The organism is Campylobacter rectus (assembly GCF_004803795.1).
GTDB lineage: Bacteria > Campylobacterota > Campylobacteria > Campylobacterales > Campylobacteraceae > Campylobacter_A > Campylobacter_A rectus.
Genome location: NZ_CP012543.1, coordinates 531,056 through 553,674 on the forward strand (window position 1 = coordinate 531,056; position 22,619 = coordinate 553,674).

Consider the following 22,619-nt stretch of genomic DNA (forward strand, 5'->3'; position numbering starts at 1 on the left):
AAAAAAAGGAAGAAAAATGGTAAATGAAATAGAAAAATTAGGTCTTAAAGACATCAAAAAAATCAACCACAACCTAAGCTACGACGAGCTTTTCGAGCTTGAAAAAGCGATGAATGAAGGACGCGTATCAAGCAACGGCACTTTTATGGTCGATACCGGCATCTTTACGGGTCGCAGCCCAAAGGATAAGTACTTCGTAAAGCAAGACCCAAGCCAAAAATACATCGCTTGGGGCAAGGTAAATCAGCCTATCTCAAAAGAGCTTTTCGATAAGCTTTTAGCTAAAGCCAAAGCCCAGCTAAGCGGCAAGGAAATCTTTATCCAAGACGCATTTTGCGGCGCGAGCGAAAAGAGCAAAAAATCAGTTCGCTTCGTGACCGAAGTCGCGTGGCAGGCGCATTTTGTAAAAAATATGTTCATCCGCCCAAGCGAGGCGGAGCTAGCTAAATTTAGCCCCGATTTCGTCGTCTATAACGCGTGCAAATGCAAAAACGAAGAGTGCAAAGAGCAGGGGCTAAACTCCGATGTTTTCGTTATCTTTAACGTCGAGGAAAACGTCGCCGTTATCGGCGGCACCTGGTACGGCGGCGAGATGAAAAAAGGCATTTTTTCTATGATGAACTACTGGCTGCCGCTCGAGGGCAAGCTAAGTATGCACTGCTCGGCAAACGTGGGCAAAGAAGGTGACACGGCGCTATTTTTCGGCCTAAGCGGTACGGGCAAAACGACGCTCTCGACCGATCCAAATCGCAAGCTAATCGGCGACGATGAGCACGGCTGGGACGATGAGGGTATATTTAACTTTGAGGGCGGCTGCTACGCGAAGTGCATAAATTTAGACCCGAGCAGCGAGCCTGAAATTTACGCTGCGATCAAACGCGACGCGCTGCTTGAAAACGTGGTCGCGGACGAGGCGGGCGTCGTGGACTACAAAGACGGTAGCAAGACCGAAAACACCCGCGTCAGCTACCCGATCTATCATATTGATAACTACGAGCCAAGCTCCGCGGGCGGTCATCCGAAAAACATCATCTTCCTAACTGCCGACGCATTCGGCGTTTTGCCGCCGGTCGCAAAACTAACCAAAGAGCAGGCGATGTATTATTTCCTAAGCGGCTATACGGCAAAAGTCGCGGGCACCGAGCGCGGTATCACCGAGCCCGTGGCGACATTTAGCGCGTGCTTTGGCGAGCCGTTTATGCCGCTACATCCGACCGTCTACGCTAAGCTGCTGGGCGAAAAGATCGACAAACATAACGTTAGCGTCTATCTGGTAAATACAGGCTGGAGCGGCGGCGCATACGGCGTGGGCAAGCGAATGAGTATAAAAGCCACTCGCGCGTGCATAAATGCGATCCTGGACGGCAGCATCAAAAAGTGCGAATTTGAAAATTTCGAGAAATTTAACCTAGCGATCCCAAAAGAGCTCGCAGGCGTCGAGACAAAGCTGCTAAATCCTATCAACACATGGGAAAACAAGGACGAATACGTCGCGACTCGCGATAAACTAGCGAGCATGTTTGAGGCGAATTTCAAACGCTACGAGGACGTAAAAGAGGGCGTGGAATACGCAAAAGCCGGCCCTAAGGCTTAAATTTAAAGGGCGCTGGTTGAAAATTTACTCTGTAAAACGCGGGCTTAAATTTAGCCTTTTAGCCTGCGCCTTTTTTTTCTCGGGTTGCGATATCTTTGGCGGGCAGGGTAAAGACTCCGCGCTAAAGTCCGCCAAGCAGCCCGAGTTTTCTTTCGTTCCCGACTCAGACGCGGTCGCGTATCTAAACGAGTACCGCCGAGGCTCCGGACTCTCTGGTCTAAAACCAAATCAAATTTTAAGCCAAGCCGCCAAAAATCACGCCGACTATAGCGCCCAAAACGAATACATGGGGCACGACGAGACGGCCGGACGGGCGAAATTTAGCGGCGCGACTCCGGCCGACAGAGCTCTAGCCGTGGGCTACAAATCAACTCTAGTGCTTGAAAACATCGCTTATAAAAGCGACTTTAAAGAGGCGGTGGACGGGCTGTTTTCGGCGATCTATCACCGATTTGCGTTTTTAAATTTGAGCGTCGATGAGGTCGGCTACGCGCTCGCGTCCAAGGATAAATTTAACGCCTTCGTCTTTGAAATGGGTAACTCTAGGCTTAACGCCTTTTGCGCTATGGGTGCGAGCGATACGGGCGCGGGGCGGTTTTATACAAATGTCTGCGCCGATAAAAATCTAAAAATCAAAGACGCCAAATTTGACAACTTCACGGGCGCGATGAAGCCCTACGTCAAATTTCCGGACGCCACCGCGGTGACGCCCTATTTTAGCGGCGAGATTCCAGATCCCTTCCCTGAGTGCAAGATCACGGCAAATCCCGTCAGTATCGAGTTTAACGCAAACGCGGGCGAGGTAAAATTTAAAGATTTCGAGATATTTAAAGACGGGCGAAAGATCCAAAATTTGCACATCATCACGAGCGCCAACGACATAAACTCCAAATTTTCGTCCAAACAGTTTGCGGCTTTTCCGCGAGAGGTTTTTGACTTTGGCGCGCAGTATGAGGCGGTTTTTAGCTATGAGCAAGCAGGCGCGCGAAATCAAAGCGTGCAAAATGCGGGCTCGCAGGTAAAGCAGATAAAATGGAGCTTTAAAACCAAAACTCCTCAAAATCCGTATTTCGACGCGCGCGACGGCGACGTGCTGGGCGTGGATGCGGACAAGACCTACGAGATATTTTTCCGCCCCAAAGACTGCAACGACCTCATGACGCGCTACTCATATAAGGCTTCGGGCTTTATGACGCCTACGGTCGCGCAAAGCGGCACAAACACGCTAAGCGTAAAGCTAAAAGGCATGGCGGGCGATACGCTAAGCATAGTCGCGGGCGGCATGAGCGTCAAGGTGCGGCTCAAAACCAGCTCGCCAGAAGCCGTGCGCGAGAGGAGGGCGTTTTACGTCAAGGCTGGGCTGATGATCGCCGGCGTGATCGTAGTTTTTGCGCTAATTGGCAGAAAGATGAGGCGGTAAATTTACACCGCTTTTTTGGGGATTGGGCCATCAAATTTGAGCTTTGGGCGGCAAGTTTTGCTTTGTAAATTTAACGACGCAAGAGGCAAAATGAATTTCCTTGCAAATTTGACGACCGCCCGCCTGCAGACATCGTTTTGATTAAATTTGATAATGCTTAAGGCGCGATAATTTAGCTTTTTTCTAAATGGTGCATTTTGTTTGAGTTTTTGCCGTCTGCTGCTCGTCTAAAGCTTATAACTACGCACGGTTGTGCTGGTAAACGTTATGCGTCTTAAATTTGACGGCTCATTTACCTGCAAGGTCGTCAAGCGTATATTTTAAATTTCATCCCTGTTTATCTCACCCGCAAGTTTTAAAATTTTAGCCTGTACCGCTTCAGGAGCGTAGATATCCATCCACTCTATCCCGTTTGATGCGCTAAAAAGTACGGCTATCTGTCCCTCGCTCATCGCGCGCTTAGCAAGCTTGGTCGCCGCGGGGCTGTTACCCATATTTGGCGTCTCGTCTATGCTTATCTCGGCGCAGCGGCGCAAAATAGGCGCCAAATCAAACTCTCCCTCGAACAAAATAATAACCGAGCCGCGCCTAAAGCTGCAAGCGTTCCAAAAGATTTCGGCGCCGTTTACGCATTCGCGCGAGAGATCGAGGCGAAATTTGCCCCGCTCGCGCACGAGAAAACTAAACTCGCTCAAGTTTAGCGGGTGCTCCACGCTACCGAAAGCTCCCACGATGCTATCTTTGCGGCCGTTATAGACGTAGGCGGCGAGTGCGTTTTGCAGTAGCGGCGCGATGATCTGCTCATGCGCGCTCGTGTGATCGTCATCTCTGGCGCGGCCTGCGATCTTTACGAAAAACGGTTTGAAATACTCCATAAACGCTCCTTAAGCTTATAAAATTTACTCGTTTTTGCTTTTAAATTTAATGCTCGCGGCGGTTAAATTTAGCCTGCCGTCGCCGCATTTTCGGCTCGTTTTCAGCCGCCGCCGTTTTTAAAATTTACGCAGGCTTTGGCGCGTAAAATTTCAGACGCCGTTTTTCTAAATTTAGCGCGCTCTTAAACGCCGCGCATCTAAATTTACCGCCCCAAAATTTTAAATTTATCGCCGTGCACCGCGATCGCCTCGGCGTTATTTATCGGCGCCAAATTTAGCTTACCGTCGTAAGCTTTTAAAATTTCGGCTGTGCTTTGCACGAAGGGCTCCTCGCCGTAGTGCGATACGGGGTAAAATTTCACCAGATCAAGCCCTGTTTGCGCCCCAGCCCCGTAGTCGCCCGCATCGTCCATCGCGCTCGCATACTCCACGCTGGGTACGGCGATCATCGCACCCGCCGACTCGCCCACGCACACGAGCTCGCCGCTTACGTAAAGCACCTGCGCCGCGCCGATCTTTGCCTTCGCTTCGTCCTCGCTCGCTTTGGAAACGTCTAAAATTTGAACCTCAAAGCCCATTTTGACAAACGCCTCTTTCGCCTCGTCCACGTAGTCTCGGTACTCCTCTACGTTTGCGGCGGTCGGGATGAAAAGCACCTCCTTAGCGCGGATATTTTGCTCGGCAAAATCCTCAAAAAGCGTCGCCGCGCCCGCAAAATACGAACACAAAAACATCTCTATCATCGTTTTTCCTTTCAAAAGGCCGAAATTTTGCGCTATTTTAGCTTAAATTTTATAAGTCGCAGTGCCGTAAAAACGCCGTTTCTACGCATTAAAAGAAGTAAAATTTTAATCTATTTTTAGTAAAATTTAATCTTATTATAACATATTTTTTAAAATAAGATGTCTAATATTAAATTTTAAATGACGACGTCATTTAAAAAAACTGCCCTTTGTTTAACTTCTTTTGGCAGATACTTCGCATAGGAACGATAAGTCTCGTTCAAATCCTTATGACCCATCATTTTGCAACCCACCCACATAGGCTCCTCGCCGCGACTTAGCATGACGGAAGCAAATGAATGTCTAGTATCGTAAAGCCTACGAGTATTATAGCCAAGTTTTGCTTGCAAATCATTAAATTTAAGTCGCATCATAGACCGAGAAAGCCTAAAAATCCGCTGACCTTTGTCGCTGCTATCAAGCTTTATAAGCTCATTATAGACGATTTGCAGCATATCGATCGTGCGGTTGCTAGATTTAGTTTTGGGCGAATCCACGATGCCGACGTCCGAAAGCGTTTTATTTATCCGGATTTGCCTATTTTCAAAGTCGAGATCGCCGAAAGTAAGAGCTAAAATTTCACCGGTTCTAGCACCGGTAAAGAACGCCACGACCAAAAACAGCCGCAGCTCGTCGTCGGCATTTTTAATGAGTTCTAAAATTTCATCAAGGCTAAACGGTGGAAATTTTTCATCCTCTAATTCATCGAGATGCTGCTTAAATCTAGGAATAAAAAACGGATTTTTGGAGATTATGTCATTATTTACGGCATATCGAAAAACCATCTTAAAAAAGGAGCAGTAGCCGCTAATGGAGCTATCTTTTAATCCTTTATCCTTGCAAAATTTAACGAATTCTACGCTGTGATGCCTCTCAAAGTCGGCTAGGTAAAAAATACCATTAGAGCTTAAAAATTCTGTGATCGTATGGCTCATAATCACGTAAAGTCGCCTAGTTTTATCCTTTAAAAAGGACTTCTCGGCAAGGAGGCGATCGATCACGCTATCAAAGCTAAACTCGCTAGAATTTTTAGTAGCGCCGGCGTCTTTCTCCCCTTTTCTAAGGAGCCTGTCGGTCTGCAAGTCCTCGAGCTCGCGATACCGGCGTTTAGCCTCCGCGATATCGGATTTAGAGCCGAGAAATAAATCATAATTTTTACGAACGAAATCAAACGCCAGAGGCGATTTTTTAAGACCCGTAGCACGGCGAATTCTAACGCCGTCCCTTTGGCAATCGATATAAAAACGTCCGTGCTGCACATAGATATTTTTATTTTTTTCTAAATTTTTCATACGAGTAACTTTATCAAAATTTAATTAAAAGTAAGCGAAAAGTAGCCGTCTTTAAGGTTAAAATTTTTTGAAGTAAAAATTTTTTGCTTAAAGTGCGATTTTACGGAGCTTGAAATTCTTAAAATTGACAAAAAAGCGGTTAAGAAAAGCGATTTTTTACAAAATGCCTCGAATAATTTTTAAGATTAGTAGCTAGAAAGTATATTAAAACAAAGAGATATAGGATACTTAATGGCCTAATGAAAAATTAAATAAAAAGTTTAAGTTTTTACAAAATGCCTCGCCTCCTACCTATATGTAAAAAACAAATTTAAAAAATGGAAAAAATAAAATTTAGATAGAGTCTGTGTTGCTGAAAATTTAAATTTTTAGAATTTTTAAATTTTAATTAAATTTTAGATAACTTAAATTTTTCTTAAAAATATATTTATATAAACAGAAAAGAAATTTTAAAAATTAATAGTTAATGCGGCGAGAAAATTTTAAATTTGAAGCTGGATTTTTAAATTTTAAATCAGTTAGGCCTTTAAAACGATTTTAAAGGCTATTAAAGCCGCATAGATAAAAAAATAAGAAAAGAATAGGGAAAAAGCTTATTTTTGATTGTAGAGCATTTAAAAGGCATTTGTGAGCATTTTTGAATTTTAGTATTTTTTATATATCACTTTTTAAAAGTTTTTTAAATTTAACAAATGATAGACTGCTGAAAAATAATCTATCAAAAGGATTTAAGGTGGCAGAAGAGCTGACGCAAGAGCAAATGGCCGAATGGGCATATCTAAGCGAGAATGAACAGACGCTCATGGCTTCAAACATACGCAAAGGGGAAGAAAACGAGCCGCAAACGCAAAACAAAGATATGTACGATACCAGAAACAAGATTTTAGATTGCCAGCAGGCCATAGCAAACACCGGATTATTCAAAAGCAATGAAACGAGCGCGGTAGCTTGCGTAAGAGAGTTTTATACCGCATATGGAACGGACGACGATAGTAAGGTTCAAGAAGCGATCAACGATATTTATAAAACTAATATGAGTCTAAGGGATGTGACCGAAATAAAAGAGCTCACCCTAAGAGAAATGAATATGGATTTAAAAGAGGACTTCGACAACGGCAAAGAATATACGATACGAGATATTAACAAGAAATTTACCTATGAAGTAACGGGAGCGGCAAATTTAAGCAAAGACGCACAGCAAGCCGTAGAAATACTAGGCGAAAAAGAGCTGGTAGACGCGAAAGTTGAAGAAAAGCAGCAGGAGTTAGACGAATTTAAAAGCCCGAAAGCAAAAAGAGAGTTCGTAAAAGATAGATTAGACGGCGTAGAAAAAAATGAGTCCTTAAAAGAGAGTCTGCAAATTTTAAAAGAGAAAGAAAAAATAGAAGAGCAAATCAAGGCAAAAGAGGAGCAGATCGCCAAAAAGGAAAAAGGGGAAGAAAAAGAGCCAAGCCCCAAGCAAAACGAGCCTCAGCCGAGCAAAGAAAGCGGTGCGGAGCAAGAGGACTGGAACAAGCGAGCTGACGAGCTAGAGATGCAGCACGAAAAGGAGCTCGAAGATCTCAAAGATCAGCAATCAAAGCTTGAAGCGAATTTTCAAAAATCGATCGACAACCTCATGAATAGCGACGGGATAAACAACATTATAACCGCGCTGCAAGAGATGGACAGAAGCCTTGAAATGATGCTTAAGCAAGGCAAGGAAGAAAGCATCGCAAAAGATCGTCAGCGCCAAGAAAAGCTTGATCTAGCCTTTGACAGCCCAAAATTTAAAGAGGCAGTGGGCGATCTGGTAAAGGACGTATATGCGCAACGCAAAAAGGTCAAAGGCGGTTTTAAAGAGATGGAAAACGAGCGAGCCAATTACGCCAAATTGCAAACGACCTACGAAAAGGAAGCCAAAAAAGGGCTTGACGTCAAAGGATACGAAAAGCTAAAAAAGATGATGGGCGACATCGAAAAAGAAACGCCGAATTTTAAGGACAGCTACCCTAAATTTTATCAAAAGGTAAATGATACGCTAGCACAGACCAAGGATAAAATTTTAAACAAGGCCAAAGGGCAAGAAAATGAAAACGACAGAGGCAGGAGCCTATAATGAATAATATAACGCCAAAACAAAGAAGAAACGTCATCGAGGGCGACTTGGAAAATTACGTCAAAAGCGAAAACGATTTTTTGAGCCTTAGGAAGAGCTTTATAGATTTAAATTTTAGCCTAGCCCTAGCGTGCGAACATGACGAACAAAGGGCTAAAAAATACCTAGACGCAGCCAAAGAGATACAAGGACTGGAAGATAAGCAAGACGAGAGAGGAAAGTGGGAAATAAACGAAGATAACAACAAAAAAGTGATGATCCCACACAAGGATGATGAAAAATTTCAAAACAAATTCGAAAAAGAAAACCCAGTCCTTTTCAGACAACTACAAAACGAGCTAGAGCTCATGAATAACGAAGCGAGGCTGTATGAAAAAATCAAGGACAACAAGGATAAAGGCATAGATAAATTAACGCCGCTTTACGTAGAGCTGCAAGAGGGGCAAATCGACGTAAAAAGAAAATACGGAGACGAGGTGGGCAAACCGATAGATGCGGATAGATTTAGGTACAGCTATCCGAATGCTACCAAAATGCTAGAACAAACCATCGAAAAATGGGCTGAAAAGGAAACTAAAAAAGAAAATACCGAGCAGAGAGGAAGAGAGATATGAAGAAAACATTAATATCTATCGGTGCGGCAACGGCGCTATTTTTTAGCAGCGCAAACGCAGGAGGCGTTCCGGTCATAGACGTGGCCGCGATAGCGCAAGCGGTGGTGGGTTACACCCAAACCCTAAAAGACTATGCCGAGCAAATCAGACAGTACGAGCAAATGGTCAAAGATACGCTAAATTTTGAAAAGCAAATGGCCGAGCTTGGCGTAGATATGAATAGTATCTACGATATACTAGGCGACGCGCAAAGTATGATCAGCCAAATGCAAAGCATCTACGACAACGTCAAAAATATCCCCAATGACGTAATGGGCGATATAGCAAGAGTACAAAATGCATGCTCGTTTTTGGAGAACAATAGCCAATTTTTCGGAATGACACTAGGAAAAACCAAAAGTTCAATCAAGAGCAAGGTCAATCGCTGCACCTACGCATTGCGAGACGGCGCAAATTTAAGCAAAAGCATAGACGAGCTGACCGAGCAGATGAATAAAGCCGTCGATCCTATCCAAAGAGCGAACTATCAAGCGCAAATCAACAACATAAAAAACGCCGAGAAATTTCTGCAAGAAAGGGATAATATCGAGAAAACAAACGCCCTGTTAGCCTTTGAAGATACGTTTCATAGCGACGATAAGACCAATCCTTACTCAAAAGCGAAAATGAACGACGATTTAAAGCAGCTTTCAAAGCAGCTAAGCAAGTCAAACAACCAAAAGCAAGCTCAAGCCCTCACGAACTCGATACTGCTTAAAATTTTAGAAAATTTACAGCACCAATACGAGCTGAATATCAACTACACCAGCACGATGGCGACCGGCAAGCAATTAAGCGAGAGTGGCAGCAATAAAAATTTAACCGAAGAGAGCTTTAATCAGTCGGTCGTAGAATACAAGCGCAACGACGCCATATTTGAGCCCGAAACCAAGCAGCTTCCGAAAGACGAGCTGGGATTACCTAAATTCGTATATTTCAAATAAAGGGGAAAGAATGAAAAAACTAGTTTTTAGTTTGATCGTAGGCGCAATTTTTGCAGCAAGCGGCGCGACCGCAAAAGAGACGAGTGCAAAGGATACGGCGACGAAGGCGTCCGCTCCAAAAGAGTTCGGCGACGTGTTTACCGGCGATAAGAAGCTGGCATGCGAAGCGGTGCTATGCCTCGCGAGCGCTACGCGTCCGCCGGAATGCGCCCCAAGCCTTAAAAAGTACTATTCGATTACGGCTAAAAAGGCGCACAAGCAGGCTCAAAAAAGAAAAGCATTTTTGGATCTGTGTCCAAGATGAAAGAAAATCTAGTCGAGCTTGCACTTGACGAAATTTTAAAAAACAACGGCTACTTTGAAAAAAGAGACAAAAGTAGCCGGAACTATAAAACGCTTACGAACGACTATGGCGATACGATAGTCATATCGCGCCAATCAAACGGCCACTACTTATATTTTAATCCAAACGATAGCACCGATCGGGGCAATATTTACAGCTTCGCTAAAAATCGCGGAGTAGAAGTAAAAGATTTAATAGACGAAGACAAAATAAAAGATATAAAAGAATTACAAAACAATACTATATACAAAGCAACTACTAAAAAAATCGATAATGAAATAATAGAAAAATTTAAAAAATTAGATAAGACGAGCAAAAATTCATTTTTAGTCCTCAAAAGAAAATTAAGCGCCGAGCTCTTGGCGCAATTTAGCAGCCTAAAAAAGGACGGCAAATACCAAAACGCAGTCGTGCCAACATACACGTTAGCGTCGGTACAAACGGACGCCGGCACGAAAGAATTTTTAAAGCAAAGCGGAACGATAAGCTATCTCTCAAAGCCCTTAACGCACGATCCGCAAGGAAAACCTTACGATAAGCCAATCAAGCAGCTTTGCAACGGAAACAAGGGGCTAGAAATTTTAAAAGCCGATAACGCGCATAAAAGCCCCAAAGATTTTAAAAGTATCATAATCAGCGAGAGCATGATCGACACGCTATCGTTTTGCGAAATGAGAGGGATAAATTTACAAGAGACGCTGCTATGCTCGACCAATGGGCAAATATCGGCGGCGCAAAAAGATGCGATTAAGGCGCTTCGCAAACTCGCCCCGGATGCAAAATTTACGCTAGCGTTCGATAATGACGATCGCGGCAAGGAGTTTGGCAGGATCGTAGAACAGATAGTGCCCAACGCCAGCAGGGAAATGCCGATATTAAAGGATTTTAACGATGATTTGGTAGTCGGCAAGGCATTAGGGCTAGCAGCGCGCAATATCAGCAAAGAAAGCATTTTAAAGCCTTTGGGCGAGCTTGGCAAGAAAGTAGAGTATTTATCAAAGAAATATGATTTTTTAGAGCCTTGCGCAAAGAATGAGCGCGTAAATGAGCTTTTAAGATTTAATCCTTCAAAATTTAAAGAGATAGCCTCAAAGGTGCAGCGTTTAGCCGGAATGAGAGAATGCTTTAAGCGACTTGATCTCGTCGAAAGAAAAATCGACGGGGAGTATTCTAGGGCTATATGATTTATAAAATGCTGCCCGATCTGGGTAGGCAAATTTTAGGTCGGTTTTTAAAGTTTAAGGTTTAAATAAGTTTTTAAAATTTGCATTTTATCCCCTTTTCTTGGGGGTTTGCTCGGATTTTGAATAAGTAGAATTTTTACAAAATGCCGTCCATGATGCCCACTGCGGAACTGGATAAATATGATTTTATAAACATTGCTCAATCCGGGCAATCAAAATTTAGGTCGGTTTTTGAAGTTTAAGGTTTAGATAAGCTTTCAAAAATTATATTTTATCCCCTTTATTTAGGAGTTTGCTCGGATTTTGAATAAGTAGAATTTTTACAAAATGCCGTCCATGATGCCCACTGCGGAACTGGATAAATATGATTTTATAAACATTGCTCAATCCGGGCAATCAAAATTTAGGTCGGTTTTTGAAGTTTAAGGTTTAGATAAGCTTTCAAAAATTATATTTTATCCCCTTTATTTAGGAGTTTGCTCGGATTTTGAATAAGTAGAATTTTTACAAAATGCCGTCCATGATGCCCACTGCGGAACTGGATAAATATGATTTTATAAACATTGCTCAATCCGGGCAATCAAAATTTAGGTCGGTTTTTGAAGTTTAAGGTTTGGATAAGATTTTAGAAATCGCATTTCAATCCCTATTCTTGGGAGTTTGCTCGGATCTGGGATAAGTATAATTTTTACAAAATGCCGTTCATGTTGGCGGTCTGCACTAAGGTGCTGCCGTGCCGAAGCCGAGCCTAAGGTCTCGGCTTCTAGGGGTTTAATCGGGGATACCCCGCAACGCCCCTAAATATAGGAGCTGCCGCCAACGACGGCAGCGGGAATTAAAAAGGGAAAAGAAAATCAAATTTGGGCTTAAATGAGGCTTAGATTTTTAATTTATTTTTAGGTTATTTTTACTTTTTTGATATTTTATATTTTTATATATTTTAATTATTTAATATTTTATTATTTAATATTTTATTATTTATTAAGTTAAAAAGCGGTATAATTGTTTTATAAATTAAGAAGAAAGGAACTTAAAAAGATGAAATTAACAAACGCGATTAAACTACTTAACCAATACGGCGAAGTTAAACAAGACGAAACCGGAGCGAGGATCGAGATAGACGGCTGGACTTACGGCGCTAGCACGAATTGGAACGAGCAGGAGGTTCTGTTTTTATACTGCGAATGCGGCGCAAATACATGGAATAGGCAATTTTATTCATATAATACGCTAAAAGGCCTTAAAGATTGCATGGACAGATACATCCGGGCGACGGCATAGCAGGAAGCTGAAATGAAAGAGTTATTTATAAATTTCGGCGAGCTTAAAATGCTAAACGTACTAAGAAGCACGAAAGGATTTAAGCCTTATAGGACTTTAATGGAAAAAGAGACGATAAGCGCACTACTAAATGAGCGCGAAACTTACGGGGTGCTGGGCGTATTTAAGAAAATGGATTGCCTTGTATTAAAGCTTGACAGGCACGAGGGCGAGACTAGAATTATATTGCACCCCAAGCATTTTCAGGAGCTATACCAAGCTCCGCGAGAAACGAAGAAAAGACGAAAAAGGGCGGCATGAGCCAATGAATAAAAACTATAATAAATTTGAAAGAGCACACGATATAATGGTAGAGCTAAGCAGAGCTCCGCTCCCTCTTGAGCCGGCAGAGCTCGGCAATATTAGCGACAGGGAACTCGGATTTTTAAGGAGTAGCATAGAGATGATGGCGGATTACTTAGACTCGCTGGGCTTTGATTTTAGAGGCCACAAAGAGGAAGTCCTAATGCCGATCTACGAAGAGCTCGAGAGGCGGCAAAAGTAAATAGCAAAATATGCTATAATTTATGAAAATAAGGATGGAAAAATGAATAGGATCAAACTATTGACGGCGACCGTTATAGCCGGGCTTATGTTGGCAGGATGCGGCGAGGATGACGGGCTTGTGAAGCTAGAAAATGCAAATCCGGCGATAAAACAAGCAAATTACGATGCAATGGTAAATAAACTAAAAGAGAGGGTTAAAAATGCAGATTTTGAATTTTATCATGCGCAGACCTTATTTAACGGTGAAAATTGGAAAAACTACACATCAGAGCAAGGCTTTGCTAAATTTACAAGATGGAAAGCCCAAAACGATCTTATAACAGACGAGAAGCTCGTAGTAGTCGTAGTGGATAAAAATAATAAAAAGGTAGGCTCTGCATATGAGGTCGAATGTACAAAATGGGGCAAATTTGAATGCGATCCGGAACATATAACGGTTCTTGAAAACGGAAAAAGATGAAATAAAAGGAGCGAGCCATGATATCGGTAACTTTTACGGGCGAAGACACGCCTCAAGCTATTAAAATTTTACAAGACGCGTATGAGGCCTTGCAGAAGATAAACCCCCACTTTACGATGGAGAAAGCGGATGTTGACGAATATGAAGAATACGAGCCAACGGAAGCGGACAAAGCGGACTTGAGAGAAATCCTAGCTCAAAGAGAGCGCGGAGAGCTGAAATATATAAGCCATGATGAATTTAAGCGACACAAGAAAGAATTGTTTTCAAGATTAGGCGCAAATGCAAATCATATATAATGATAAATTTAACCGAAGAACCGATGAAATAATCAGCTTTATATGGCAAGATAGTCCGGCAAGAGCTTTAAAGTTTTACGATGATTTACTAGAAACCATAGAAAGAGTCGCATATATGCCGCGCAAGCACCGCAAAAGCACAACAGCAAACGACGAGCGAATCCGGGATCTGATTTTTAAAAAATATGTTATCCCGTTTTTGATAGATGAAGAAAACGATACGATAGAAATTTTATCGATTTACGGCAGAAATCTGCCCTGAATCACAAGGATGAAGGATGAAAGCATCCAAGCCTTCTTTAACGAAAACATCGCCTTTAACCAAAGAAGCCATACTGGCGTATCTATCCGAGCTCAAGCCGGGTCTTGAAAAAGACGGCATCCAAAAGATAGGACTTTTCGGAAGTTACGCCAAAGGCTACGCGGGCGAAGACTCGGACATCGACATAGTTGTTCTGGCCGATAAAAAAGACTTTCTAGACAGGCTACACGCATTTAAAGCGCTTGCATATTTAAATAATTTAAAAGAGCAGATCGCGGGCAAATTTCATAAATCGGTAGATATTTGCGATTTTTATTCCGAGCAAAAAATGCAAGACGACAAGATAGTAAAGGGAGCGATTTATGTCTGACAAAAAAATTATATATCGCCTAGAGCTAGCAGTAGAAAAAATAGACCAAGTATTTGAAGTTTGCAAGCCCAAGGGCGTTACGGCAGCGCTAGAAGACGAGCTGCTTACAAAGCCGGCGATAATGAAACACATCGACGTCGTATATCAGCAATTCAAGAAGCTTGAAGAGGCGCAGGAATACCACGTCTTAGATAAATTTAAAAAAGAAGACCTAAAAGGGATAAGAGATATTAGAAATTGGTCTTCTCACGATTACGACAATATACAAAACGAAATCATAGAAGACGTGATCCGCACGGATCTACCTAGTCTCAAGGAAAATTTACAAAAAGTCATAAAAGAAACGAAGCAAGAGTTGTGCGAAGATTTACAAAAAAAGATTGATCGCTTCGTTAAGAAGCAGGATATTTTAACCCCGCAAGCCAAAAGCGATCTTAGGATGGATATCCAAAAAAGCTACGACGACCTACGAAAGAATGGACTTGAGCTTGACAAATCATACGCAGACAAGCTAAAAGGTATCGTTAAAAGCAACTCAAACGAGAACGTAAAATAATTTACGTTCGAATTTTAAAAGGGAGATAAAATAAATCTCTTTCCCTTTTTCTAAATTTTAAACTTTTTATACCCCTTTTTACATAAATTTAAAAAATTTGATATTTTTGATTTTGCTATATTTTAATAAAATATAATTTTACTTTTAAATATTTTATTATTTCTTAAATATAATTTACTCTCGACCGCCAAGTTCATTATTAAATTTATTTTGCTCCGCCGAGCGAGAACCCTGAGTTTTAGTCTTGCCTGATCGTTCAGCCAAGACGTCCTTATAAAACCTCTTTTCATTTTTGATTTTTACGAGCCGATCATCAGGCTTAACGCCCAGCACCGATACGCCTTTAAAGTACTCCTTAAACAAAAAGCCGTCCTTATCGATTTTATCGCTATTTAAAAGCTTTTTGCGCACAAATTCGAAGCGTTTTTGACAAATATCGGCGATAAATTCCTTATTGCTTTTTAGCCTTTTCTCAAAGGCGCTAGCTTCTTCGCCGATTACGCCAGAATGCTGCAAGACGTAAAGGTTTTTATCTAAAATTTCAAGCTTTGCGCTTAGCTTAAAAAGACTTTCGTTGCGGCCGAGCATTCGAGTAACTAGCAGGCTATCCTCGAAATATTTCCTAGCCGCGTCGTCCTCGCGGCCGCGATGAATAGCGATAGCGCGGCGCACTTTTTTATAGTTTTGCCAGTCGGCCTTGCTCGCGCCCCTATTTTTCGGATAAATTTTATTATAGTTGTAGCTAAAATTTTCAAGCAAGCTTAGCCCCGCGGAGCGGTCTTTATAGTGCGCCAGCCGCATCTCGTTAAGCTGCGTAGCTTGACTGGAAATTTTATTTATTTTGTCGATTTCGGATAGCACGGCCTTGCTCTTTTCTTTGATGACGCGATTACTTTCTTTTAGCTCCTTTGCCAGCTTATACGCCCGTTTATTTCGCTTTTTGGTATAAAGCAAAAAGAGCCGCAAAAGCTCCTCGTTATCCTTTTTAAGAGCGGCAAGCTCGTTATTCATAGCCTCGATGCGCCCCGCCGTAGCGTCGTAGCTTTGCTTATTTTTATCCTGCATTTTTGAGTAGTAGTCGTTTATTTTATCCTTTGCCGTATAGTCGTCCGTTTCAAGCTTTACGGCAGATTTTACTTTGTTAAATTCGAGCTTTAAATCCTTTTGCAAGAAATTTTTATTCTCGTATTTTAACCCGCGAGCTCCGAGAGAGTAGGCGAAATTCGTGCGCACGTCGTCGAAAAACTCTCTGATTTCGCTTCTGCTATCAAAGTGGATTTTTTTATCGGTAAAGCTGTTTCGTTTATTCAAGACCACGTGCACGTGCGGATTGTTTTGATGAGTGTGTAGCACGAAAGCATACTTGTGTCCGCTAAAATTTAACCCTAGCACGTTATGCACGCTTTCTTTTAAAGCCCGCAATTTTCTCTGATCGTCGCAAGGCTCGTTGATAGAAAAAATCAGATGCCACGCATCCTTCGAGTTTGGATTATCGCCGAAGTCCTTGCGCCAATCTTTTAAAATTTCATCGCTGCCTACTCTCTCCCCTTTTTCATTGATAGCCGAGCCGTCGAGAGAGTTTTTAAGAGCGTAGTCGATGCAGCGCTTGATGGAAGTTTTAGGCAAATTTGAAATCATCTTTACGACTGATTGTTTGGCAAAGTTATTTTTAGGAAAAGGAATATGCGAGCGAGAAAATCCCGCGCCACTTCCAAAGGAAACATATTTATGCTCTGATTTTGCCGTGCGGGTATAGCCTGCCCTGATACTTTTTAGCTCTTCAAAAAACGCATCCCAATCACGTCTCGTCAAATTTTTTCCCTTTTAAATTTAAAAAAGCTTTCATAGCTTTTAAAGATATTTGCAAAAGATGTTAGTGTAAGTAGCTTTAAGAAAAGATAATGCGAGAAAATAGGCAGGATAACCCCCTTTGTATATCACTTTTTTAAGTTTAGCCCATTTTATAGCGATAAAACGCCTAAAAATGGGGAAACTAAACTTAAAAAGCTGTGATTTTCGGTAATTTTACAATTACCGAAAATAAAATAAAACGCAGAGCATTTTATTTTTGAAAGAAATCGAGTAGGTTTTAAAAGGGAAAGCGATGAAAAATCTCAAAAATGTTTAAAAAGTCAAAATCATATTTGCAATACACAAAACAGAATAAGAAAAATTTATTCGGATAAGCTTATAGACAAAATATAAGAAAAATTTAAAAATATCTAGCAAAAGTATTCAGAGATAAGCAAAATGAAACGGAAAAGAAAATTTTTAAAAGAATTTGTAAAATTTTTTAAAAAGGGCATTTTGTCAAAGCGTAATATTTTAAAAAATAGATACAAACGCCCATACGCCAATCAAGTCAAAAGAACATAAAAGTAAATAAAAACTTTAAAAATTTTTAAGCGCATAATTTTAGCCCCCTTTAAATCGTTATTTACAAAATCACTTTTACAAAATCTCGCTTTTCAAAAAATAGTATAGTGCTAGAAATCAAAAATATTCTAATCAAAAAGGAGCAAACAATGAGAAAAGTCTCAAAAAAGGCGAAAAGTATTTTTTACTTTTTAATGTTCTTGCCGTTTCATTTATTCGGAGCGGGCGGCCAAAACGTTTTAAAAACTTTGGAAACAAAGGCAAACGAACAAATCACGGAAGCCGGCAGTAGTACCGCAAGCGTTATCAATACGGTAATCACCGTATTTGGTATTATTTGGGTCGTAGTATTCTTAACGATAATGTTCGTAAACATCGAGGCTTTAAAAAATAATATAAAATTGCTACTTGGCATCGCGATTATTCTTGGTATTGCATACGGCTTATCTGCCGCAGCAATGTAAAAGGTAAAAGCGAATGATAGTGACCGACTGCTATATGGACTTAACCAAAAGAACGAAAATCATAGGTCTAACGACCACGAGTCTATTCACGATTATAATCGCTGGATTTATTTCGTGGTTTATCTTGATTTTATATTCGCTAGCAGTCGTTGCTATTTTATACTGCTTCTTCTTCATTTTAGAATTTTTCGATGAAGATATATATGACATCATCGGTTCTAAAATGAAAATATCGCAAAATAAATTTTATGCATAGGTTATAAAAATGGCTCGCGGAATAATAGGCGTAATCAAAGAGTGGAATCAAAACAAAAAGAAAGAAAAACTAAAAAAAGAGCTTGGCATTGACGTAAGCCAAGAAAAACCAAACGTTAAAAATAAAACGGAAAACGACGTTTTATCAAGAATCAACAAAATCAATAAAAAAGCGGATGAAATTTTAATGATAGCAGAACCGCAAATTTATACGCTGGCAAAAGAAAACAATATCGCCTGCAAATACGGCGAGAATATAATAATCACCAAAGACGGCAACGCAAGTATAGCGGTAGAGTTAAAAGGGGTAAGCTACGCCGGAATCAGCTTAGACGACGAGACGGACTACCTTTTAAACCGCGTTATGTTTTTTACGACGTTAAAAGACGACGTAGAGATAAATTTAATCATCAAAAAAATAAAGCAAGACGACAAAGAATATACGGACAAAAATATAAATCCGTATGCAAACGAGATCATAAAGAAATGGGAGACCAATCAAGATATATACGCCATAAGATATTTTTTGATCATATCCACGATGACGAAAAACATCACAGGACTACTGGAGAGCTTTAAAACCAAAATGACTAGCGAAGAGGGCGACGAGAGTAACGAAAGCGCAAAATTAAAGCAAAAAATCGAGCTTTTAAACGATACGTTCTCAAATATCAAAAACTACTTCTCGATTTATCAGCCAAGACAGCTAAGCGGCGATGAGATCATAAATTTTTACGCTACGTATTCAAACGCAAAAGAGACGAATCTCGCATATACCAACGAGCTGATTACCGATAGCTATATAAGCTCATACGTAGAATTTAAAAAAGACTACATAGAGTTTTACCGCAATGACGGTACGACCAAATATGCTAGGTTCATAAGCGTAAAAGCATACGAAACAGAGCAGATCAAGTCGATCATCACCTCAAATTTAATCAAAAGCAATAACGAATTTATGGCTATGATTTATCTAAAAGCCTACGAAAAACGCAAGGCGATCAAGAAGATAAAAGACACTAAAGCGTTTGCCGTAGAGCTAGTCCGCCAAGAGCTAGATCAGTTAATGGAGCTGATCCAAGCCGACAGGGAAAATTTAGTGGAGACGAGCTTTTCGGTATATTGCCTAGCCGATAGCCTCAAAGAGCTGGAAAACCGCTCGAACGAGCTAAAAAATATCCTAGAGAATCAAGGACTAAACGTCGTGCGGGAGACGCTAAATCAAAAAGCTCTTTATTTCAGTTTCTTCCCTAGTCGCGGAAATTTAAATGCTAGAAAGAAGACGCTAAACATCAGCAACCTAGCCACGATCGCAAATTTTGAAAACGAGGTAACCGGTTTTAACCAAAACGACTGGGGCGGCGAAGCGATAACGACGTTTAAGCACTTAAACGGCACGCCTTTTTTATTTAACTTCCACTGGCAGCCGGACGGCGATCGCCCCGCCGGTCACACGATGATAGTAGGCGGAACGGGAAGCGGAAAGACGACGCTAGCGCAATTTTTAATGACAAATTTATTTAAATACCCCATAGATATATTTGCAATGGATAAGCTGCGCGGTATGTATAACTTCACGAACTACGTAGACGGCGAATACCACGATAGCGAGAGCGACGGCTTTAAATTAAATCCGTTCAGTCTGGCTGACACAAACGAAAATAGAGACTTTTTAAAATCATGGCTGCGCTTTATGGCCGAAGTTAAAAACGACGAGCATGAAGCCATAAACGATATTAACAACACGATAGATCGTATATACGACATGAAGCAAGATGGTCAAACGCTAACGCTAAGCGACTTTATCATATCGCTTCCAAGCGACAATAACGAAAAATCAAGGTTAAAAATCAGATTTGACAATTACAAAGGCTCAATATTCGATAACAAAGAAGACGCCTTAAATTTTACCAAACAGCTATCGGTGCTAAATATGGACGGCATACTGCAAAACAAAAAAACCGCCGGGCTTACGGCTATATATATTTTTCATAAGCTAAAAAATAAAGCCAAAAATAGCGCAGATAAGCGCGGCTTCTTTTGTTTCATAGACGAATTAAAGGATTATTTGCAGGACGAGACGATGCAGGAAAAAATCCTTGAAGCGATTTTGGAGTGGCGCAAGATAGGCGGAGTAGCTTGCATGGGATTTCAAAGCATGAGCCTATTTAATAACATCGAGCGCGGCTCGTCGTTTTTGGACAATATGGCAAATTTTATCATATTTCCGACCAATAGCGAAGAGACGCTGGCGGAGCTAAACGCGATGATAGGATTAACGCCGACAGAGGCTAAATTTTTAAAAGAGACCAATTCGAACGCGAGGCAAATACTGCTAAATATGAAGTTAAGAAACGAGAGTGCAAAGCTGGATATAGATTTATCGAGGCTTGGAAGCTACTTGCGAGTATTCTCGTCGAGCTCTGACAACGTAATGCTTTTAAAGCAGCTTAAAAACGATAGCCCGATCCACTGGCGAAAACATTACATAGAATTTAAAGGGAAGAGGAGTTAAGGATGAAAAAGATAGCAATCATCATGGCGGTGGCGATACTAGCCGCATTTTTAAGCGGATGCGCGGATAAGCCGAGCAAAATAGAAAGAATAAGCCCCTGCGCTTGTTACGATTTTATAAAGGTGGGCTAAATGGCGTTTGAAGAGAGAAAGATCGACCCGAATTTTATTTTCAGAGCCGAAAGAAGCATCAAAGCGTATATGTTTTATACGATCATAGCCCTTGCGGTCGTAAGCGTAAGCCTAGCAGTAGCAATAGCGCTTTTAACGCCGTTAAAGGAAACAAAGCCCGTTTTACTTAAATTTTCAGACGGTGACTCCCGCTTCGTGACCATAGACGATACGAGCCTAAACGTCCGCAGTAACGAAGAGCTGCTAAAAAGCATTTTAGCCGGATACGTTAAAAACAGAGAGATGATAAACCGCATAGACGACGCCGAGCGATACAACGAGATACGCACGCAAAGCAGCAGGCAGGTATGGGAAGCGTTTCAAAGTTTAGTAAGCGATCCAAACTCGATCTATACGACCAAAAACTATTTCCGCAACATTCAAATTTTAAACGTAGCCGTTTTAAGCCAAAACGTAGCGACGGTCGACTTCCAAGCCGAGATCACGAATCCTACGCGCACCGAAGTAAGCTATAAAAAATATAGAAGCGCGATAGAGTACGACTTTCGCAACCAAAGCGGCACGTACGCCGATACGATGAAAAATCCTACCGGCTTTATCGTAAGTAAATATCAAATAACGCAAATTTTGGACGAGAAAGGCTCAAAATGAGAAATTTAATAAAACTTTCTATCGTCTCGGCGCTAGCTTTAAATTTAAGCGCGGCCGAGCCGCAAGAGGGGCTGAGCGAAGAGCAAATGAATCAAATCCGCGCTATTATGCGCCAAACGCAAGAGCTGGTAAACGAGCAGCAGCAAAACGGCTCGATGGGTGAAGATATATTTAACGATAAAAACAAAGACGTAAACAACAATATACAATCAAATTTTAAAATAAATCCGCTTGGTCTATATAAGCAAAGGCGGCAGCCTCAAGGGGTAAAATTTAACGATCCTAACGGCGGACAAATTCCTGAACAAGACGTAATAGACTTCGGCAGTGCGCCCGATGCCTCGGACAGGCAGATGGGCAAGGACGAGCTAGAGCTCATGAAAAACGCCATCCGCAATCAAGATTTAAAAGCATTGCAGCAAAAATTTCACTCAAAGAAATACAGCGGATACGAAAATACGCAAGTGGTCAAATATCAGCCCGATAAAACTATCAAAATTCGCACGCGCCATGCGATGGCCACTACGCTGATATTTGATAGCGAGATAGATAATTTCGTGCTAGGCGACCAAACCGGCTTTAAAATAGAGCAAATCCCAAGCCAGCCTAACGCCATCGCGATAATCCCGCAATTAATAGGTATCGATACAAGCCTAACGATTTTTACGAGCGACGGAAAAATCCACACTTTTTATATTTTTTCGACGGATTATAAAAATTCAAACGATCCAAGCTTCATAGTCCGCATAAAAGACAGCGAAACGCAAAAAGCCAATCTCGCTAAGCTCGAAACCGATAGCAAGGAGTATTTAACCATAAAAGACGGCATAGCCGAGCTGAAAGTCAAAAAAAGCGATATTTATAGCGGATATACGCAAAAAGCCAAAAAAGAAAACGAATGGCTGCTATCGGCTGAAATTTTTAGCGATAAGAAATTTACGTATTTTAAGTACTCCAAAGACGAAATGCCGCAAATCCCTACCATTTACGCAGTCATCGATAAGCAAGATAGCCCGGTAGAAACGAGGGTAATAGGCGATTACATAATCGCAGAGACTATAAATCCGAAATTTACGATTAAAAGCGGCGATAGCTACGTATGCGTAGATCGCAAAGAAACACAGGCCGAAAAACTAAGAAAAGAGATAAGAAAGAATTTAAACACCGATGAAGAAGCCGTAAAACAAAGACAAAAAGAGCATAGCAAAACAATAACGAAAAACCAAGAAAAATATAACGAATCCGTAAAGAAAGCAAGGGGATTTTAA

The 22,619-nt window shown here is 41.3% G+C and carries 25 protein-coding genes; 21 read left to right on the plus strand and 4 right to left on the minus strand.

The genetic code is table 11. The features are described from left to right. Positions 1-16 precede the first annotated feature (16 nt). The gene (pckA, locus tag CRECT_RS02565; RefSeq protein WP_002946090.1) at positions 17-1,594 is read left to right on the plus strand and encodes a phosphoenolpyruvate carboxykinase (ATP); all 1,578 of its coding nucleotides are present in this window, start codon (positions 17-19) and stop codon (positions 1,592-1,594) included. A 16-nt stretch (positions 1,595-1,610) separates the two neighbouring features. Next, complete coding sequence (locus CRECT_RS02570; RefSeq protein ID WP_002946081.1) at positions 1,611-3,014, plus strand: CAP domain-containing protein; 1,404 nt, start codon at positions 1,611-1,613, stop codon at positions 3,012-3,014. Between the two features lie 320 nt (positions 3,015-3,334). Here the strand turns inward: CRECT_RS02570 and CRECT_RS02575 are convergent, their stop codons facing one another. The 3 genes from CRECT_RS02575 to CRECT_RS02585 all read right to left on the minus strand — a co-directional run bounded on the left by CRECT_RS02575 (position 3,335) and on the right by CRECT_RS02585 (position 5,963). After that, positions 3,335-3,889, minus strand: coding sequence for a hypothetical protein (locus CRECT_RS02575; protein ID WP_002946083.1), 555 nt, complete (start codon positions 3,887-3,889; stop codon positions 3,335-3,337). A 203-nt stretch (positions 3,890-4,092) separates the two neighbouring features. Continuing rightward, positions 4,093-4,632, minus strand: coding sequence for a Type 1 glutamine amidotransferase-like domain-containing protein (locus CRECT_RS02580; protein WP_002946077.1), 540 nt, complete (start codon positions 4,630-4,632; stop codon positions 4,093-4,095). A gap of 176 nt (positions 4,633-4,808) precedes the next feature. Further along, the gene (locus tag CRECT_RS02585) at positions 4,809-5,963 is read right to left on the minus strand and encodes a tyrosine-type recombinase/integrase (protein WP_002946088.1); all 1,155 of its coding nucleotides are present in this window, start codon (positions 5,961-5,963) and stop codon (positions 4,809-4,811) included. A 733-nt stretch (positions 5,964-6,696) separates the two neighbouring features. Between CRECT_RS02585 and CRECT_RS02590 the strand changes: the two genes are divergently transcribed. The 13 genes from CRECT_RS02590 (at position 6,697) to CRECT_RS02650 (ending at position 14,959) form a co-directional block, all read left to right on the plus strand. Continuing rightward, positions 6,697-8,061, plus strand: coding sequence for a hypothetical protein (locus CRECT_RS02590; RefSeq protein WP_227932169.1), 1,365 nt, complete (start codon positions 6,697-6,699; stop codon positions 8,059-8,061). Then, positions 8,061-8,675, plus strand: coding sequence for a hypothetical protein (locus CRECT_RS02595; protein WP_002946076.1), 615 nt, complete (start codon positions 8,061-8,063; stop codon positions 8,673-8,675). Before CRECT_RS02590 ends, CRECT_RS02595 begins: the two co-directional genes overlap by 1 nt. Further along, the gene (locus CRECT_RS02600; RefSeq protein ID WP_002946075.1) at positions 8,672-9,658 is read left to right on the plus strand and encodes a TrbJ/VirB5 family protein; all 987 of its coding nucleotides are present in this window, start codon (positions 8,672-8,674) and stop codon (positions 9,656-9,658) included. Before CRECT_RS02595 ends, CRECT_RS02600 begins: the two co-directional genes overlap by 4 nt. Positions 9,659-9,668: 10 nt before the next feature. Beyond that, positions 9,669-9,962: a TrbM/KikA/MpfK family conjugal transfer protein gene (locus tag CRECT_RS02605; protein WP_002946092.1), complete on the plus strand. Its 294-nt coding sequence runs from the start codon at positions 9,669-9,671 to the stop codon at positions 9,960-9,962. Beyond that, entirely contained in the window at positions 9,959-11,185 is a 1,227-nt protein-coding gene (locus CRECT_RS02610) for a toprim domain-containing protein (protein ID WP_039888687.1), read from the plus strand. Before CRECT_RS02605 ends, CRECT_RS02610 begins: the two co-directional genes overlap by 4 nt. 1,038 nt (positions 11,186-12,223) lie before the next feature. After that, positions 12,224-12,466, plus strand: a complete 243-nt coding sequence (locus CRECT_RS02615; RefSeq protein WP_050771485.1) for a hypothetical protein — start codon at positions 12,224-12,226, stop codon at positions 12,464-12,466. Between the two features lie 12 nt (positions 12,467-12,478). Next, positions 12,479-12,766 carry a hypothetical protein gene (locus CRECT_RS02620; RefSeq protein WP_004319171.1) on the plus strand — a complete coding sequence of 96 codons (288 nt, stop codon included), beginning with the start codon at positions 12,479-12,481 and terminating at the stop codon, positions 12,764-12,766. Between the two features lie 4 nt (positions 12,767-12,770). After that, positions 12,771-13,010, plus strand: coding sequence for a hypothetical protein (locus CRECT_RS02625; RefSeq protein WP_004319179.1), 240 nt, complete (start codon positions 12,771-12,773; stop codon positions 13,008-13,010). Between the two features lie 42 nt (positions 13,011-13,052). Beyond that, entirely contained in the window at positions 13,053-13,472 is a 420-nt protein-coding gene (locus CRECT_RS02630) for a hypothetical protein (RefSeq protein ID WP_039888057.1), read from the plus strand. A gap of 17 nt (positions 13,473-13,489) precedes the next feature. Further along, complete coding sequence (locus CRECT_RS02635) at positions 13,490-13,771, plus strand: hypothetical protein (RefSeq protein ID WP_004319224.1); 282 nt, start codon at positions 13,490-13,492, stop codon at positions 13,769-13,771. After that, complete coding sequence (locus tag CRECT_RS02640) at positions 13,755-14,033, plus strand: type II toxin-antitoxin system RelE/ParE family toxin (RefSeq protein WP_004319164.1); 279 nt, start codon at positions 13,755-13,757, stop codon at positions 14,031-14,033. Before CRECT_RS02635 ends, CRECT_RS02640 begins: the two co-directional genes overlap by 17 nt. Positions 14,034-14,049: 16 nt before the next feature. Then, positions 14,050-14,403, plus strand: coding sequence for a nucleotidyltransferase family protein (locus CRECT_RS02645; protein WP_004319214.1), 354 nt, complete (start codon positions 14,050-14,052; stop codon positions 14,401-14,403). Next, positions 14,396-14,959 (plus strand): HepT-like ribonuclease domain-containing protein, encoded by a 564-nt coding sequence (locus CRECT_RS02650; protein WP_004319160.1) that lies wholly within the window; start codon positions 14,396-14,398, stop codon positions 14,957-14,959. Before CRECT_RS02645 ends, CRECT_RS02650 begins: the two co-directional genes overlap by 8 nt. Positions 14,960-15,133: 174 nt before the next feature. Here CRECT_RS02650 and CRECT_RS02655 read toward each other — a convergent pair whose 3' ends face one another. After that, complete coding sequence (locus tag CRECT_RS02655) at positions 15,134-16,771, minus strand: relaxase/mobilization nuclease domain-containing protein (RefSeq protein WP_004319309.1); 1,638 nt, start codon at positions 16,769-16,771, stop codon at positions 15,134-15,136. 671 nt (positions 16,772-17,442) lie between these two features. Here CRECT_RS02655 and CRECT_RS02660 point away from each other — a divergent pair. Genes CRECT_RS02660 through CRECT_RS02680 form a run of 6 tightly spaced genes read left to right on the plus strand, consistent with a single transcriptional unit; the run spans position 17,443 to position 22,619 of the window. Next, positions 17,443-17,799, plus strand: coding sequence for a hypothetical protein (locus CRECT_RS02660; RefSeq protein ID WP_227932171.1), 357 nt, complete (start codon positions 17,443-17,445; stop codon positions 17,797-17,799). A 13-nt stretch (positions 17,800-17,812) separates the two neighbouring features. Then, the gene (locus tag CRECT_RS02665) at positions 17,813-18,055 is read left to right on the plus strand and encodes a hypothetical protein (RefSeq protein ID WP_002952523.1); all 243 of its coding nucleotides are present in this window, start codon (positions 17,813-17,815) and stop codon (positions 18,053-18,055) included. Positions 18,056-18,064: 9 nt separating this feature from the next. Beyond that, positions 18,065-20,569 carry a VirB4 family type IV secretion/conjugal transfer ATPase gene (locus tag CRECT_RS02670; RefSeq protein ID WP_004319183.1) on the plus strand — a complete coding sequence of 835 codons (2,505 nt, stop codon included), beginning with the start codon at positions 18,065-18,067 and terminating at the stop codon, positions 20,567-20,569. A 2-nt stretch (positions 20,570-20,571) separates the two neighbouring features. After that, positions 20,572-20,700, plus strand: a complete 129-nt coding sequence (locus tag CRECT_RS12915) for a hypothetical protein (RefSeq protein ID WP_004319245.1) — start codon at positions 20,572-20,574, stop codon at positions 20,698-20,700. Then, positions 20,701-21,351 carry a VirB8 family type IV secretion system protein gene (locus tag CRECT_RS02675; protein ID WP_004319155.1) on the plus strand — a complete coding sequence of 217 codons (651 nt, stop codon included), beginning with the start codon at positions 20,701-20,703 and terminating at the stop codon, positions 21,349-21,351. It abuts the gene before it with no gap. Further along, positions 21,348-22,619 carry a TrbG/VirB9 family P-type conjugative transfer protein gene (locus CRECT_RS02680; RefSeq protein WP_004319292.1) on the plus strand — a complete coding sequence of 424 codons (1,272 nt, stop codon included), beginning with the start codon at positions 21,348-21,350 and terminating at the stop codon, positions 22,617-22,619. Before CRECT_RS02675 ends, CRECT_RS02680 begins: the two co-directional genes overlap by 4 nt.

What these genes read in the sequence shown, in the direction of transcription:
- CRECT_RS02580 (WP_002946077.1), bottom strand. Translation starts at nt 4,632, where the DNA reads ATGATAGAGATGTTTTTGTGTTCGTATTTTGCGGGCGCGGCGACGCTT.
- CRECT_RS02600 (WP_002946075.1), top strand. Translation starts at nt 8,672, where the DNA reads ATGAAGAAAACATTAATATCTATCGGTGCGGCAACGGCGCTATTTTTT.
- pckA (WP_002946090.1), top strand. Translation starts at nt 17, where the DNA reads ATGGTAAATGAAATAGAAAAATTAGGTCTTAAAGACATCAAAAAAATC.
- CRECT_RS02635 (WP_004319224.1), top strand. Translation starts at nt 13,490, where the DNA reads ATGATATCGGTAACTTTTACGGGCGAAGACACGCCTCAAGCTATTAAA.
- CRECT_RS02675 (WP_004319155.1), top strand. Translation starts at nt 20,701, where the DNA reads ATGGCGTTTGAAGAGAGAAAGATCGACCCGAATTTTATTTTCAGAGCC.
- CRECT_RS02665 (WP_002952523.1), top strand. Translation starts at nt 17,813, where the DNA reads ATGATAGTGACCGACTGCTATATGGACTTAACCAAAAGAACGAAAATC.
- CRECT_RS02625 (WP_004319179.1), top strand. Translation starts at nt 12,771, where the DNA reads ATGAATAAAAACTATAATAAATTTGAAAGAGCACACGATATAATGGTA.
- CRECT_RS02650 (WP_004319160.1), top strand. Translation starts at nt 14,396, where the DNA reads ATGTCTGACAAAAAAATTATATATCGCCTAGAGCTAGCAGTAGAAAAA.
- CRECT_RS02610 (WP_039888687.1), top strand. Translation starts at nt 9,959, where the DNA reads ATGAAAGAAAATCTAGTCGAGCTTGCACTTGACGAAATTTTAAAAAAC.
- CRECT_RS02575 (WP_002946083.1), bottom strand. Translation starts at nt 3,889, where the DNA reads ATGGAGTATTTCAAACCGTTTTTCGTAAAGATCGCAGGCCGCGCCAGA.
- CRECT_RS02595 (WP_002946076.1), top strand. Translation starts at nt 8,061, where the DNA reads ATGAATAATATAACGCCAAAACAAAGAAGAAACGTCATCGAGGGCGAC.
- CRECT_RS02640 (WP_004319164.1), top strand. Translation starts at nt 13,755, where the DNA reads ATGCAAATCATATATAATGATAAATTTAACCGAAGAACCGATGAAATA.
- CRECT_RS02680 (WP_004319292.1), top strand. Translation starts at nt 21,348, where the DNA reads ATGAGAAATTTAATAAAACTTTCTATCGTCTCGGCGCTAGCTTTAAAT.
- CRECT_RS02620 (WP_004319171.1), top strand. Translation starts at nt 12,479, where the DNA reads ATGAAAGAGTTATTTATAAATTTCGGCGAGCTTAAAATGCTAAACGTA.
- CRECT_RS12915 (WP_004319245.1), top strand. Translation starts at nt 20,572, where the DNA reads ATGAAAAAGATAGCAATCATCATGGCGGTGGCGATACTAGCCGCATTT.
- CRECT_RS02645 (WP_004319214.1), top strand. Translation starts at nt 14,050, where the DNA reads ATGAAAGCATCCAAGCCTTCTTTAACGAAAACATCGCCTTTAACCAAA.
- CRECT_RS02585 (WP_002946088.1), bottom strand. Translation starts at nt 5,963, where the DNA reads ATGAAAAATTTAGAAAAAAATAAAAATATCTATGTGCAGCACGGACGT.
- CRECT_RS02670 (WP_004319183.1), top strand. Translation starts at nt 18,065, where the DNA reads ATGGCTCGCGGAATAATAGGCGTAATCAAAGAGTGGAATCAAAACAAA.
- CRECT_RS02615 (WP_050771485.1), top strand. Translation starts at nt 12,224, where the DNA reads ATGAAATTAACAAACGCGATTAAACTACTTAACCAATACGGCGAAGTT.
- CRECT_RS02605 (WP_002946092.1), top strand. Translation starts at nt 9,669, where the DNA reads ATGAAAAAACTAGTTTTTAGTTTGATCGTAGGCGCAATTTTTGCAGCA.
- CRECT_RS02630 (WP_039888057.1), top strand. Translation starts at nt 13,053, where the DNA reads ATGAATAGGATCAAACTATTGACGGCGACCGTTATAGCCGGGCTTATG.